Here is a 14,604-nt window from a genome sequence, read left to right on the forward strand (position 1 = left end):
AGAACCTGCCTGTGTATGCTGAGACAAAAATAGCATAGATACGGCAAAATGGCAAGAGGGTATTTCTTGTGCAATTTGCATATAAACAGTTGACGGAGACAGAAAAGGGAAGCAGAATGCTAAAAAATTGAACTAAAAAAGCAAATTTGTGTAGTTCCTATATGTTTATACTTTGCTATACTCATAAATGGTCAGAACAGGGATGGGATTCCCTGATAAGGCGCAGGAGAAGATAGCAAAAGGAGGTTACCATGAAGAGGGAAAAAGTACTGACAGTTGTTTTGGCTGTTTGCATGACAGCCGGTCTGTTGACAGGCTGCGGCGCAAAAGAAAAAACAGCGGCGGAGAACAAACAGGAGCCGGCCGCACAGGAGGCGGAAGGAGGGACCCGGCAACAGGCAAATCTCAATGCGGAAGGATTTCCGATTGTAAATGAAGAAATTACGCTGAAAGTATTCGGGCAGCAGGGGCCTGTCCAGGGCAAATGGGATGAAATGTCGATGTGGCAGAAATACCAGGAGATGACAAACATAAAGCTGGATTTTACGGATGTACTGCCCGCGGAAGGGTATGATGAGAAAAAGAGTCTGATGTGGGCCAGTAATGAATATCCGGACATATTTGTAAGAGCGTTCATCAATAACGCTGAAATCGTAAAATATGGGAATATGGGAATCCTGGCGCCTCTGGAGGAACTGATACCCCAATATGCGCCGAACCTGCAGAAGCTGATCGATGAAGATCCGGCGATCCTGTCCAGAATCACGGCTCCGGACGGTCATATTTATGCCCTTCCGGCAATCTTCACACTGACTGCCGCGAGGGATGATAAATTCTGGATGAATACATCATGGCTGGAACAGGTGGGAAAAGAAATCCCCGTAACGGTGGATGAACTGGAGGAAGTTCTGCGCGCATTTAAAGGCGTTGATTTCAACGGCAACGGGGAGGCCGATGAATTTCCGATGGGCGTTTCCGATGCGCAGGCACTCGTACGTCGTTTTGCCGGCGTATGGGGATATCAATACCAGTTCGGACGTTTCCTGGAGGTCAGGGACGGCAGGGTTACAACGTACCTGACGGAGGATAATTTCAGAGACATGCTGATGTGGCTGAATAAGATATATGAAGAAGGGCTGATTGATCCTGAAATATTTACACAGGAGTATGCCAAGTATGCAGCGAAAATGGCGGGGCAGCAGATGGGGCTTTTCTTCAATCAGGCGGATGATACCTTTGACTCCGCTAACTTTGCCGGGGTGGCACCCTTTCGGGGAAAAGCGGAAAAGCAGTATGTGGAATCAGCGCCTGCCGCACGTGATAACGGTGTTTTTGCCATATGTGCAGACTGTGAAAACAAAGAAGCGGCCATGAGATGGATTGATTATTTTTACGGCTGGGAAGGTTCCTGTCTGATGCGCTATGGGGTAGAAGGCGAGAACATGTATTTTGATGAGGACGGTATGCCGCATTACAATGATGGTATTCTGGACAGCCCCGAAGGCAGCGGTACGGAAATCGGCAAATTTACGATTTGGCCCGGAGGCGGTGCGCCGCAGATGGTGAATGATAATAATTGTGAAGCCATCGCTTCGGAAGCGACGCTGGCGGCGCAAAAAGCGCTGGATCCCTGTGTGCCGGAAAAGATTTATGCGGAACCTCTTCTGGAACAGGAAGTTTCCGACAGGCTTTCCGTTCTCTGGACAGATCTGGAGAACTATGAAAAAGAGGCCACCGCGAAGTTTATACGCGGGGAACTCAACTTTGACAGCGACTGGAATACTTATGTTGACACAATGAACAAAATCGGGCTGGAGGAATGGGTATCCATTTATCAGACAGCTATCGATACTCTGAACAAATAAAAAATAGCGGGCTGGTATTGCCGGATACGGCACTTTTGTCAGGCAATACCAGACGGTACCTGTTTTTGGGAAAGGCGGCTCAGATATGGCAAAAGCAAAAACGGCTGTTGTACCGAAAAAGAAAATAGGAAAAATGTTCCGAAGCAAATGGCAGCTTCTTGCCATGTTTGTTATTCCTTTTTTTTGGTATCTCATCTTTTGTTATGTCCCTATGTACGGCATTCAGCTGGCTTTTAAAGACTATAACCCGAGGCTTGGTTATCTGGAAAGCCCTTTTGTGGGAATGCGCTGGTTTAAACAGTTCTTCTCCTCCTATTACTGGAAAGATATTATTTGGAATACCTTTTCTATCAGCCTGTATTCCATAGTACTGGGTTTCCCTATTCCGATCATCCTGGCTGTTATCATAAACGAACTGCCGGGACAGAGATTTAAGAAAATACTGCAGAATATAACTTATATTCCTCATTTTATTTCTATCGTAGTACTGTGCGGGATGCTGTATCTGTTCCTGTCGCCTCAATATGGCATTCTGAATACAATTCTGGGTGTATTCGGTATCGGGCCGATAGGATTTCTGGAATCCTCCGGATACTTCAAAGGCGTATATGTACTTTCGGAAGTGTGGCAGGAGAGCGGCTGGAGTTCTATCATTTACATAGCGGCGCTGGCCGGCATCGATCCATCCCTGTATGAGGCGGCCAAAATCGATGGGGCGGGAAGGTTCAAACGGATTATCCATGTATCACTGCCGGGCATCACGCCGACGATCGTGACGCTGCTTATACTAAAAATCGGCCAGATTATGAGTATCGGCTTTGAAAAGGCCTACCTGCTGCAGAATGATCTGAATTTAAAATCCAGTGAAATTATTTCCACCCTGGTTTATAAGCAGGGGATCCTGCAGGGAAACATCGGTTATGCAACGGCAGTGGGCTTGATGAATTCCGTAATCAATCTGCTCTTGATCATTGCAGCGAACCAATTCTGCAAAAAGGTTTTTGATACCAGTCTATGGTAGGGAGGGGAATACTATGTGGAGTAAAAAGAGCAGAGGGGATAAAGTATTTGATATCGTATTAATCAGCATAAGCCTTTTGATTATCCTTGTTATCGCTTACCCGCTGTATTTCGTAATCATTGCCTCCTTCAGCCAGCCGGAGGCTGTGTTAGGCGGAAAGCTGCGTTTGCTGCCGGTAGGTTTTAATCTTGAGTCTTACAAAATGGTACTGACTGAAAGGAAAGTATGGGTGGGATACCGCAACACGCTGTTGTATACCGTGTTTGGGACGTTTATTAATCTGGTGCTGACAACGCTGGCGGCATATGCGCTGTCCAGAAAGGATATGCCTTGGCGCACGCCGCTCACCTTCATTATTTCCTTTACAATGCTGTTTGGAGGCGGTATGATTCCTGTATATATGGTGGTGCGCAATCTCCATCTGACGGATACGCCCTGGGCGATGATCATTCCCAACGCCATCGCTACCTATAATCTTCTTGTTATGAAAAATTACTTTCAGAGCAGTATCCCGGAGGAACTGCAGGAGGCGGCCGCTATAGATGGCTGCAGCCATTTCAAAACGCTGATGAAGGTGGTGCTGCCCCTGTCAACGCCTATTCTGGCAGTCATTGTTCTTTTTTATGCGGTAGGGCACTGGAATGCATTTTTCAATGCCGTTATCTATCTGCGTAATCAGGAACTGTTTCCGCTGCAGATTGTACTGCGTGACATCCTGCTGCAAAACAGCCTGGAGGCGGTGGGCGGTGACCTGACCGGTATGTACGAAAAGGTCATGCGGGGGGAAACTATGAAGTATGCACTGATAATCGTAGCCAGCGCGCCTGTTATTATCATGTATCCCTTTGTACAGAAATATTTTGTCAAAGGTATCATGGTAGGCGCAATTAAAGGATAGGAAGGACAGGAGGCCATAACCATGAGTGATCATAAGAAACCCAATTTGATTTACATTTTTGCCGACCAGCTCCGCTATTTCAGCCTGGGCTGTACAGGAGATGAAAATGCACTGACACCGAATATCGATGCCCTCTGCAAAGAGAGCTGCGATTTGTGCCAGGCCGTGTCAGGGCATCCTGTATGCGCACCCTATCGGGCCTCCCTGTTCACGGGAAAATACACGACCAGCACAGGCATGGTGATTAATGAAATACGGATGAACCCCAATCATCATACGTTTGCAGATGTACTGGATGAAAACGGATACGAAACGGCGTATATCGGTAAGTGGCACATGTATGCTGCCGAACTGGGAAACCATTATGATGCGGAGAATTCCTATATACCTGTGGGTCCGGACAGACTTGGATTTAATGATTATTTTGCGGGCTATAATTTCCGGCATGAGTATGAGGTGGGAACCGCTTACTATCATCTGGACAGCCCGGATAAAATATATTATGACAAATATGAACCGGATGCCCAGGTGGATATGACGATAGAGCAGCTGGAACGAATGTCGAAGGGGGAAAAACCCTTTGCTTTGTTCTTATCTGTGGGAACGCCACACGATCCCTGGGTACCGGAAAATGTACCCGCAGAATATCTGGAGCGTTTCAAAGACAAACAGTTTCACCTGCCACAAAACTATCTGCCGGACAATGATCCCCATGCGGATAACTGGGCAAAGCTGTCTGATGAGGAACGCAGCAGTCTGACTGAGTGGATGCGTGTCTATTACGCTATGACTGCAAATCTGGATGACAATATCGGCCGCCTGATGACAGCCATCAAAAAGATGGGGCTGGAGGATAACTCGATTCTTGTTTTTACCTCCGACCATGGGGAACTGTTCGGCGCGCACGGAAGAAGAGCCAAAAATATTTTTTATGAAGAAGCGGTACGGGTTCCTTTTTTCATAAAATGGAAGGGACACTTGGAAGAGGGGACGAAGCGGGATTTTGTATTCAATACCGTTGATATCATGCCAAGCCTTTTATCCATGATGGGGCTGCCGGTGCCCGAAGAGGCAGAAGGCAGTGATTACAGCAGCTGCATTGAGGGGAAAACGGATACCGGGGAAGGCGCGCTTATGATGTGCACCGGACCGACCGCGGTGTTTGGTGACGGCAATGAGTGGAGAGCCTACCGTACAAAACAATATACCTATGCCGTATTCAAATCCGACGGGCAAGAGCTTCTGTTTGATAACCAGGCAGATCCTTATCAGATGCATAATCTGATCGGAGAACCCGGCTGTGAAGCGATTGCAGTTTCCCTGAAAGAGAAGATGTGGGCCAAAATGGAAGCCATCTCCGATACCTTTGAAAACAACACGTATTATGAAAAAAACTGGGTGGAAGATCGCCGGATTAAACGGACGGCAACCTTGACAGGCTGAACGGTAACACGGGAAAGACCGAAATTGATCATAAATCTTTTCCTTCATAAATCTTTTTCTTCGTTGAAAGAATAGTATGTTTATGCTAGAATCAAGATGAGCAATGAATTCAATATCTCTGATTATCTTTTATTTCATGATCCGTGCCTTAAGAAGGCCGGTATCTGATGCATGGTATCGTCTATGGGTACCTTGGCATACATGGACATGTATGTTGATGCATGAACTCCTTGCTGACAATTAAATAAGCGGGGAGGAGGATAGGCGCTGCTTCTCTCTGCGTACAAAGAAAGAGAGGAACGCCTATGGAACATAAAACGGTTACAGCGATGGCGGAGCAGGCCCTGCCAGACGGATATCAGTTTAACCTGAGCGATTTTGCCTTATTTTTAGCAGTGATGAAAAATAAGGTTGCCTATGAGAGTACCCTGAGTATCATACTTGGCGAGCCGGACTTAAAACTGGAAGAAGTGAAGGTGGAGCAGGTGGTGCTTAACAAATCGGGAAAACGTGCAATTCGGCTGGATGCATGGGCACGTGACGGCCAAAACCGGCAGTTTAATACGGAAATGCAGAATGATTCCAAAAATGATAACTTACGAAAAAGGAGCCGTTTTTACCAGGGATTATTGGATACGCCGGTTTTAAAATCGGGAAAACATACCAAATACCGTTACCTGCCTTCCACTATCATAATTTTCATCACACAAGAGGACATTTTTCACCACGATCTGGCCATGTATACGTTCACGGAGCAGTGTGAAGAAATAGCCGGCCTGCATCTGGAGGATGGGACAAAAAAGATATTTCTGAATATGGCCAGTAAAAGCGGAAATCCAGAGTTGGTGAGTCTTCTGCAGTATATGAAGAATACAACACTGGATAATCCGGAAATACTGGTAAAGGATAAAAGGATAATCAAATTGGATCGTATTGTAAAAGAGGTAAAACAATCGGAAGAATGGGAGGCTGTAAAGATGAATATTCTTGAGATTGGAATCGAAAAAGGGAAAGCTGAGGGAAAGGCTGAGGGAAAGGCTGAGGACATATTAGCACTGCTTGGGGATTTGGGAGAAATCCCTATGGAATTACGAAGAAAAATTCTTTCAGAGACGGACTTAAATTTATTGTCAAAGTGGCTCAAGGAAGCGGCCAGAGCTAAAAATGTCGGTGATTTTGTAGGGAGGACAGGTTTGTAAATGGCTTGCATTCCTCAAAAGGCCATGGTATAATAAGAGAAATTCGGAAACATTCAGGAAGGAAAAAAGATGGTCGGTTTTATCCATGATAATACAATTTTAGACAGATTACCGATATCCCTGTCAGGAATTACGCATGTATTTTCCAGGGTTACAGGTGGAGTCTGCCCAAAATTGCATAGTTGGAAGAGAGTAACCGACATCGGCCCTGTGAAGCGGCCGGAGGTCTGAACTGTTTTTGAATGGAAGATAATTGCTGTGTCCCCAAGAGCCGGTGCATCTGTTTAGTTAGTTGCCCGCGGAAACAAAAGGGCGGAACAGCAGGAAATGAAAGAACGGATCCGGAGGTTATTTCTCTCCGGGTCTTTTTTGTAATAGGAATAATCCGTCCGTTTTTTTGTGGGAAGGGATAGGATATAAAAGAGGGAAGGCCCTGACAGTTTATGCTGCCGGAGCCTTTTTTCGTACGGATTGTGAGAGTAGTGCGCTTTGCCGCAGCGGGCGTTTTGCGGAAAAGACAGGGAGAGGGACCGGACGCCATAAAGGAGGAAAATTCCTCTGCTCGCCAGAGGGCAAATTTCTGAAGAAATTGCATTTTGCTCCGCAAAACAAGGAGGAAAAAAGAATGATACAAGCAGCATGCAGTCAGGTCAAAAAATATTATGGAGTCCAGCTTGTCCTGGAAAATATTACGTTTGAGGTACAGGATGGGGAACGTGTCGCCATAATCGGAAAAAACGGAAGCGGAAAATCAACGATATTAAAGCTGATCACCCGACAGGAATCACCGGATGCAGGAACGGTTTCCATTCGTAAAAATACGGTGACCGGCTATCTGGAACAGATTCCGGAATATGAAGAGGGAATGACAGTGAGCCAGGTCTGCCGTCTGGCTTTTGAAAAGCTGGACGGGATAAGGGAAGAAATGACAGTCCTGGAAAAGAGGATGGAAGAACTTACGTACAAAGGGACGCTTTCGGAAGAAGAAACGGATCGGCTGGAAGCTATCCTGAAACGGTATACAAATCTGCAGACGCAGTATGAAACGGAAGGCGGATATGAAACCGAAGAACGTTTTTCCAGAATCTGTACGGGCCTTAAGCTGTCCGAATCCTTTCTGAAAGCGGAATTCGGAAGGCTGAGCGGAGGGGAAAAAACGCTGGTATGTCTGGCAAAAACACTGCTCCAGGAGCCGGATCTTCTGATTCTGGACGAACCGACCAACCATTTGGATATGTCCATGCTGCAGTGGCTGGAGGAATATCTGAAAACGTACCGGGGAACCGTACTCCTGGTTTCCCATGACCGATGCTTCCTGGATGCTGTGGTAACAAGAACCCTGGAAGTGGAAAATGGAGTGATAGAGGAATATCCGGGAAACTATTCCTATTACCTGGAAGAAAAGGAACGCCGTATGCAGCTGCAGCAGGAGGCTTATAAAGAACAGCAGAAGCAGATCAAGAGCATGGAAAAAGCAATCCGGGATATGCGTATCTGGGCAGCCCAGGGCGATAATGAAAAAATGTTCCAGCGGGCGGCTTCCATGCAGAAGCGTCTGGATCGTATGGACAAAGTGGAACGGCCGCAAAAGGAAGGGCCGGGAATGCGGGTCGCCTTTGAACAGGGGGAACGTTCCGGTAAGGATGTCCTTCATCTGGAAGGCGTAGCAAAACAATTCGGTGAAAAGCAGCTTTTCCGTAACCTTTCCTTGGATGTGCGTTATAAAGAGCATGTTGCGCTCCTTGGCAGAAATGGCTGCGGCAAGACCACCCTTCTTAAAATGGTCCTGGGTGAGATCCCTGCGGATGAGGGAAGCATCCGTCTGGGCAGCAGCGTAACGATTGGCTATCTCCCTCAGCGGGTACATTTTCCGAAGGAGGATGTAAGTGTCCTGGAAGCCTTTCGGGATGGGCTGGTCATCGGGGAAGGAAAAGCCAGGGAAGAGCTTTCCCGCTACTTGTTTACAGGGGAAAGCGTATTCAAAAAAGTGGCCAATCTGTCCGGCGGGGAAAAGAGCCGATTGTATCTTGCAAGGTTGATGCAGACGGGGATTTATACGGCGGAGAGCACCCCGGTGTATGGTGAAGGCGGCCAGGGGGATGGCAGCGGGAAAATAAATTTTCTGATCCTGGATGAGCCTACGAACCATCTGGATATCACGTCCAGGGAAAATCTGGAAACCGCCCTGGAACAGTTTAAAGGGACACTGCTGATCGTCTCCCATGATCGTTACTTCCTGAACAAAATGGCGACCAGAATTGTGGAAATGACGGAGGAAGGGATAGGCAGCTACCAGGGAAATTATGAATATTACAAGCAGGAGAAGGCGAAGAAAGAAGCGACTTGCGGGGAAGCATTAAGAAGAGAAGCATCGGAAAATGGCAGAAGAACGGTGCCGGACAGGAAGGGAGATGGAGAAGGCCGCACTGCCGCTAAGAAAACCGCTCCGACTGAAGAATACCCGGTTCAGCCGGAAGAAAAAAGTAAGGGAAAAAACCAATTTCGACAGAAGCAGCTGGAACAGGAAATCAAAGTACTGGAAGAAGAGAAACGCAGCTGTGAAAAGGATATCCTTCTTGCCGGTGCCGATTATGAGAGGCTTATGGCGCTGGAGGAACGAAAAAGGGAAGCGGAGCGGGAAATAGAAGAAAAAATGGAGGAATGGCTGCTTCTGACAGAAGGATAACCCGATGTTGTTTGTAAGTACATTAGAAAATTTGCCGGTTGACAAGAATGGTACTATATAGTACTATTCTATATAGGAGGAAAAAACGTGAGAGCAACGAACGGAGGATTTTTAATTTCTCAGGTAAAGCAGGTACAGGGCAGAGTCTTTGATGCCATGCTGCAGGACGCGGGAATTGAAGAATTTAACGGCGCCCAGGGGCGTATCCTCTATATTCTGTGGCAGGAGGACAATATGCCGATTGTGGAACTCTCCCGGCGCACCGGACTGGCTAAGACCACTCTGACAGGAATGCTTGACAGAATGGAAGAAAAGGGATTTCTGGAAAGATGCTTTGACCAAAAGGACCGCCGTCAGGTGAGGATTGTCCTTACGGACAAAGCGAAGGAGCTGAATGACAAATACAACCAGGTTTCCGATGCCATGAGCGAACGTTTTTACCAGGGCTTTACCGATACGGAGATAGAACAGTTTGAAGAGACTCTGGAGCGGATACTCCGGAATCTCACCCAGGGATAAGGAGGGAAATTCCTATGCAGCAATCCATAAAGAATGATATCCGCAGGCTTGTGGAGAAATCAGGAAAGGTCTATGTATCCTCTGTGAATGAGGAAGGCTCTCCCAATACAAAGGCTATGTTTGCCCGTGATCATGATGGCATGAAGGTGCATTATATGTCTACCAATTATTCTTCCTTGCGGGTCAGTCAGTTTATGAAGAACCCCAAGGCATGTATTTACTACTGCAATGAGCGCTTTTTTAAAGGGCTGATGTTTACCGGGACAATGGAGGTGTGCACAGACCGGGAAACAAGGGAAAGGATCTGGCGTAACGGGGATGAAATGTATTATCCCAAGGGTGTGGACGACGAGGATTACTGTGTGTTGCGGTTTACTGCGGAGAAAGGTAATTACTACCATAATCTGACAAAAGAGCTGTTTCCGGTGGAGGAACTGGAGGAGGAAAGCGAGGGGTAAACCATGCCATACATACAGCTGGAGGATTTACAATTATTTCTTGTATAAAAACCAAATTTATGATAAAGTAAACATCGACTGGAAATGAAGTTCTTCCATGGTACCGGATGCATACCGATACCTAAACCGCTTGACAGCTGATGACTTCTGCGACATTTATTCGCAGGGGCATCAGCTTTTTTTATGTCGGCATAAGCCGTAAAACAGGAGGAGAATACGATGTTATTAAGTTTGGCTTTGATTTTTTTATGCGGTCTGGCGCTGGGAGGGGTTTTCCGTGCGCTGCGGCTGCCTCAGCTCTTGGGAATGCTGCTTACCGGGATATTGCTGGGGCCTTGTGTCCTGAATCTGCTTGATGATTCCATTCTTACCATGTCTGCTGATTTACGGCAGATCGCCCTTATTATAATCCTTACCAGGGCGGGATTGAACCTGGATCTGGAGGACTTGAAAAAAGTAGGAAGGCCGGCGGCACTTCTGTGCTTTGTCCCCGCGACCTTTGAAATTGTGGGTATGCTGCTTCTGGCGCCCCGGCTTCTTGGAATCAGCCTGCTGGAGGCTGCCATTATGGGGACCGTGGTGGCGGCAGTCTCTCCGGCGGTAGTGGTTCCGGGCATGCTGAAGCTTATGGAAGAGGGCTACGGAACAAAGAAGAGCATCCCCCAGATGATTATGGCGGGGGCATCGGTGGATGATGTGTTTGTTATCGTCCTTTTTACTTCGTTTACCAGTCTTGCGGGCGGCGGGAAAATCTCCGCCTGGGATTTTGTCCGGATACCTACTTCCATAGTGCTGGGACTGGCGGGAGGGATCCTGTGCGGTATCGTGCTTGCCGTTTTTTTCCGGAAAGTCCATATGAGAGACAGTGTCAAGGTCATTATTATTCTGAGTCTGTCCTTTCTGCTCGTTACTCTGGAGCATTCCTTGACCGGTATTGTGGGCTTTTCCGGATTGCTTGCGGTAATGAGCATGGGAGCCGCCCTGCAGAAAGGCAGAAAAGAAGCGGCCGTGAGACTGTCCACCAAATATTCCAAGCTGTGGGTGGCGGCGGAGCTGCTGCTGTTTGTCCTGGTGGGCGCTGCGGTGGATATTCCTTATGCGTTCGGAGCAGGTGTCGCTGCGATAGCTGTGATTCTGGGAGTCCTTGTATTCCGTATGCTGGGAGTCCTGGTCTGCCTGCTGGGGACGGATTTAAACAAAAAAGAGAAGCTGTTTGGCATGTTTGCCTATATGCCGAAGGCCACCGTGCAGGCAGCAATCGGTTCCGTTCCTCTGGCTATGGGGCTGGCATGCGGAAATATGGTTCTCACGGTAGCCGTACTTGCGATTTTGATCACTGCCCCTGTAGGAGCTTTTCTGATTGACAGTACTTATAAAAAGCTTCTCAGCCGATAGGAGATAACCTGGTCCTGCAAATAAAGTCTCACTGTTCCCTGTTCTATGATACAATAGATGGGGGAAGTGCAAAAGAGCCATGGGAACAAAGGGAAAATGGCGGGATATTCCCGGAACAGATAAAATGATTACTTCCTGAAAAGACTGGTATAAAAACCTGCCTGTTTCAGGAACAGCAGGAGACGGAATTGTGATGAACAACATTTTGGAAGCGAGAAAGATAGGCAAAACGTATGAGGGGAAGGCTGTGTTGCAGGAGATCAGTTTAGATGCCGGAAGGGGAGAAGCGATCGGTCTGGTGGGGGTTAACGGATGCGGAAAAAGTACGCTTCTGCGGATTCTGTCCGGCCTGAGCGCCCCTTCCTCCGGGCAGGTCAGCCGTACTCCGGGAATACGGATGGCCCTGATACCGGATCGGTATGAAAAAATAAATATGACTCTGCGGAAATTCATGGATCACATGTATCGTATGGAGACCGATAAAGAAAGCAGAGAGGAGATGGAACGGTATTTCCATGAATTCCATCTGGAATCCATGCTGGGCACTCCGATGAAATATCTTTCCAAAGGAACACTTCAGAAAGCGGGAGTGATACAGGCTCTTTTAAGCAAAAGGGATCTGCTTTTTCTGGATGAACCGCTGTCGGGACAGGATACTTTGTCCCAGGCAACCTTAATCCGGGAACTGAAGAGGAGAAAAGAAGAGGGAATGTCACTTATTATGGCCTGCCACGAGACGTACCTTATTGAGGAACTGGCCGACCGGATTTATGAAATAAAAGATGGCAGGCTGGAGAGCGGAATAACGTATGTATACGGGACACACAGGAAAAAAGCCGTCTTGCTGGTCAAATGGGGAGAAGAGACGGTACAGGTACAGGACAGGCTGAAAGAAAGGTTTCCGGATGCTGTCTGCAAAATAGCGAATTATGGAAGCCTTTTCCGGCTGGAGGCGGATGTGGAAATCGCGGAAGATTTATTCCGTTTCTTTGGAGAAATGAAGTGTCACATAGTCAGATATGAGGAGGCAGATGAGATATGGTAAGGGAACTTTTCCGGTTCGAGAGAGATAAATATATCCATAGCAGCAGGATGATTCTTCCTATGGTCCTTCTGTTTTTTTATCTGGGCTTCGCATATTCCATGGCGCCCCAGTATGTGCTGGACAGCTTCAGCATTTGTTCTCTGGTGGTGTTCCTTTTGATGCTTGCAGTGGGAGTTATGTACGATGATATCAATTATCCGATGATTGATCAGACTATTTATATTAAGACGGAAAAAAAGGAATGGATATTCGGGGCGAGATGTATGCTCATCACCTATATCAGCCTGGGGGCGTCGGCGGCTTGTGTATTATACCCGGTGCTTGTGGATCTGGCGGGCGGAGGAAATCTGTTTATGCGTCCGCTGCGTCCCGAGGATCTCCTGTCTTCTTTTTTCCTTTTCTGGATGATAGGAATATGCGGCGGGGTGACGGGCCTTTTTGCAAACAGCCGGGTATTCAGGAAAAGAGAAGCCGCTTTGCTGTTCAGCGCCCTGCTGGGTCTGGTTATTATCCTGAAAGGGCCGATTGGGGAAGAATTTCCGCCGGCCAGGCTGCTGACATGGCTTCTGCCGCCGGTATATGATCTGAGCGTGAACTATTGCAGGGAGGATTATTTTTCCCTTTCTGTGAGCGGTATCTATTATCTTTGGCTGGCAGGCTATACCGGAGCGGAAATCTTTATTTATATAGGGCTGATGAAGAAGAGAAGGTTTGATTAAGGGAGAGGCCCATTATGTGTTAAACAAGTAAATTTTAAACGCATGATTGAAACACGTTGTTCTGATAGTATTCAGTAGTGGTTTGATTATTTTGGAGAAATCGATTATTACTGTTAGAAGAATTCACGGATACACAAGAGAGTATGGACAAAAGATGCATAAAGATCCCGGAACTTCCTGCGGATTCAGGAAGTTCCGGGATCGGAAGTGTTTTGTCAATAAGAAACCGGGACAGGCAATCAGTCCAGAATCCCGCGTACCGGGTTATGGGCCATAGCCGGCCCTCTTTCATAAGAGGTTTCCAGCTCCAGATAGCGGCCGGCCCGGCTGCTTTTTTCAAATGCGGTCATGATTTCCAGGACATGAAGTGTCTGGCTGCAATCCGCCCGGCAAATACGTCCCGTACGCAGAGCCTTCGCCATATCGGCCACGCCCAGACCGCGGCTGTTTTCCTGGTAATCAAATACCAGGGGAATTTCTTTGAAGCTTCCGTCCTCCGGACGCAGAAGAGTGATGCTTCCGCCGAAACCGTTCGGATCGGGAACGCGGAGGGTTCCCTGCGTACCATAGATTTCCAGCTTATCCTGTTTGTCATAATATACATCAAAGGTAGTGGTAACCGTGGCGACAGCCCCGTTAGTGAACTGCAGAATGCCGTTTACATGTGTGGGTACTTCAACGGGAACCACCGTTCCGCATTTGGGCTCGCTTGTAATCGTGCGGGTTTCGAAACTTTTAGTGACCAGGCCGGTCAATCCTTTGGCACTTCCCAGCAGATTTACCAAAGCAGTCAGATAGTAAGGACCCATGTCCATCATAGGGCCGCCGCCATACTGGTAATAGAATTCAGGAGAGGGATGCCAGCTTTCGTGTCCGTGGCAGATCATCTGTGCGGTTGCACCTATTGGGCGGCCGATAAAACCGTCGTCAATAAGCTTGCGGCAGGTTTGTATGGCGGCCCCGAGGAAGGTGTCGGGAGCCCCTCCCAGCAGAAGACCTTTTTCCTGTGCCAGGGCAACCAGCTCTTTGCCTTCTTCAAAATTGGCCGCAAGAGGCTTTTCACTATAGACATGCTTGCCTGCCAGAAGGGCGGCCTTTGTGGTCTGATAATGTTCAAAAGGACGGGTGAGGTTCAGGATTATTTCAATATCTTTATCATCCAGCATTTCTTCCATGGAGGAATAGACCCTGGGAATATGGTATTCCTTTTGTGCCTGCTCCATTTTTTCGGGGATCAGATCGTATACGCCTGTAACCTCCACTTCTTTGAACAGCCCGGTAAGATTTTTCAGGTAAATACCGCTGATGGCTCCCAGGCCCAGAATGCCGATTTTTACTTTTTCCATGAGAACTCCT

12 protein-coding genes and 1 riboswitch are annotated in these 14,604 nt (G+C 47.6%); of the genes, 11 read left to right on the forward strand and 1 reads right to left on the reverse strand.

Going from position 1 to position 14,604, the window contains the following annotated elements; genetic code table 11:
• Positions 1 to 251 precede the first annotated feature (251 nt).
• The 11 genes from DXA36_RS02175 to DXA36_RS02225 all read left to right on the forward strand — a co-directional run bounded on the left by DXA36_RS02175 (position 252) and on the right by DXA36_RS02225 (position 13,248).
• A complete protein-coding gene (locus DXA36_RS02175; RefSeq protein WP_118675944.1) occupies positions 252 to 1,865 on the forward strand; it encodes a hypothetical protein in 1,614 nt (537 codons plus the stop codon).
• An 85-nt stretch (positions 1,866 to 1,950) separates the two neighbouring features.
• Positions 1,951 to 2,886 (forward strand): ABC transporter permease, encoded by a 936-nt coding sequence (locus tag DXA36_RS02180; protein ID WP_118675945.1) that lies wholly within the window; start codon positions 1,951 to 1,953, stop codon positions 2,884 to 2,886.
• 13 nt (positions 2,887 to 2,899) lie between these two features.
• Positions 2,900 to 3,784, forward strand: coding sequence for a carbohydrate ABC transporter permease (locus DXA36_RS02185; protein ID WP_118675946.1), 885 nt, complete (start codon positions 2,900 to 2,902; stop codon positions 3,782 to 3,784).
• 21 nt (positions 3,785 to 3,805) lie between these two features.
• Positions 3,806 to 5,227, forward strand: a complete 1,422-nt coding sequence (locus DXA36_RS02190) for a sulfatase family protein (RefSeq protein WP_118675947.1) — start codon at positions 3,806 to 3,808, stop codon at positions 5,225 to 5,227.
• 305 nt (positions 5,228 to 5,532) lie between these two features.
• On the forward strand, positions 5,533 to 6,426 hold the full coding sequence (locus tag DXA36_RS02195; protein ID WP_182478876.1) for an Rpn family recombination-promoting nuclease/putative transposase: 894 nt from the start codon (positions 5,533 to 5,535) through the stop codon (positions 6,424 to 6,426).
• A 625-nt stretch (positions 6,427 to 7,051) separates the two neighbouring features.
• The gene (gene abc-f, locus DXA36_RS02200) at positions 7,052 to 9,112 is read left to right on the forward strand and encodes a ribosomal protection-like ABC-F family protein (protein WP_118676411.1); all 2,061 of its coding nucleotides are present in this window, start codon (positions 7,052 to 7,054) and stop codon (positions 9,110 to 9,112) included.
• An 87-nt stretch (positions 9,113 to 9,199) separates the two neighbouring features.
• On the forward strand, positions 9,200 to 9,631 hold the full coding sequence (locus DXA36_RS02205; RefSeq protein WP_118675948.1) for a MarR family transcriptional regulator: 432 nt from the start codon (positions 9,200 to 9,202) through the stop codon (positions 9,629 to 9,631).
• A 14-nt stretch (positions 9,632 to 9,645) separates the two neighbouring features.
• On the forward strand, positions 9,646 to 10,089 hold the full coding sequence (locus DXA36_RS02210; RefSeq protein ID WP_118675949.1) for a pyridoxamine 5'-phosphate oxidase family protein: 444 nt from the start codon (positions 9,646 to 9,648) through the stop codon (positions 10,087 to 10,089).
• Between the two features lie 71 nt (positions 10,090 to 10,160).
• Positions 10,161 to 10,246, forward strand: a riboswitch (Fluoride riboswitch).
• 62 nt (positions 10,247 to 10,308) lie between these two features.
• Positions 10,309 to 11,484 (forward strand): cation:proton antiporter, encoded by a 1,176-nt coding sequence (locus tag DXA36_RS02215; protein ID WP_118675950.1) that lies wholly within the window; start codon positions 10,309 to 10,311, stop codon positions 11,482 to 11,484.
• Between the two features lie 193 nt (positions 11,485 to 11,677).
• Positions 11,678 to 12,529 (forward strand): ATP-binding cassette domain-containing protein, encoded by an 852-nt coding sequence (locus DXA36_RS02220; RefSeq protein WP_118675951.1) that lies wholly within the window; start codon positions 11,678 to 11,680, stop codon positions 12,527 to 12,529.
• The gene (locus tag DXA36_RS02225) at positions 12,523 to 13,248 is read left to right on the forward strand and encodes a hypothetical protein (RefSeq protein ID WP_118675952.1); all 726 of its coding nucleotides are present in this window, start codon (positions 12,523 to 12,525) and stop codon (positions 13,246 to 13,248) included. The genes DXA36_RS02220 and DXA36_RS02225 overlap by 7 nt, the downstream gene beginning before the upstream one ends.
• A 239-nt stretch (positions 13,249 to 13,487) precedes the next feature.
• Here the strand turns inward: DXA36_RS02225 and DXA36_RS02230 are convergent, their stop codons facing one another.
• Positions 13,488 to 14,594 carry a Gfo/Idh/MocA family protein gene (locus DXA36_RS02230; protein WP_118675953.1) on the reverse strand — a complete coding sequence of 369 codons (1,107 nt, stop codon included), beginning with the start codon at positions 14,592 to 14,594 and terminating at the stop codon, positions 13,488 to 13,490.
• Positions 14,595 to 14,604: the final 10 nt, after the last annotated feature.

Source organism: Eisenbergiella sp. OF01-20 (genome assembly GCF_003478085.1).
Lineage (GTDB): Bacteria > Bacillota > Clostridia > Lachnospirales > Lachnospiraceae > Eisenbergiella.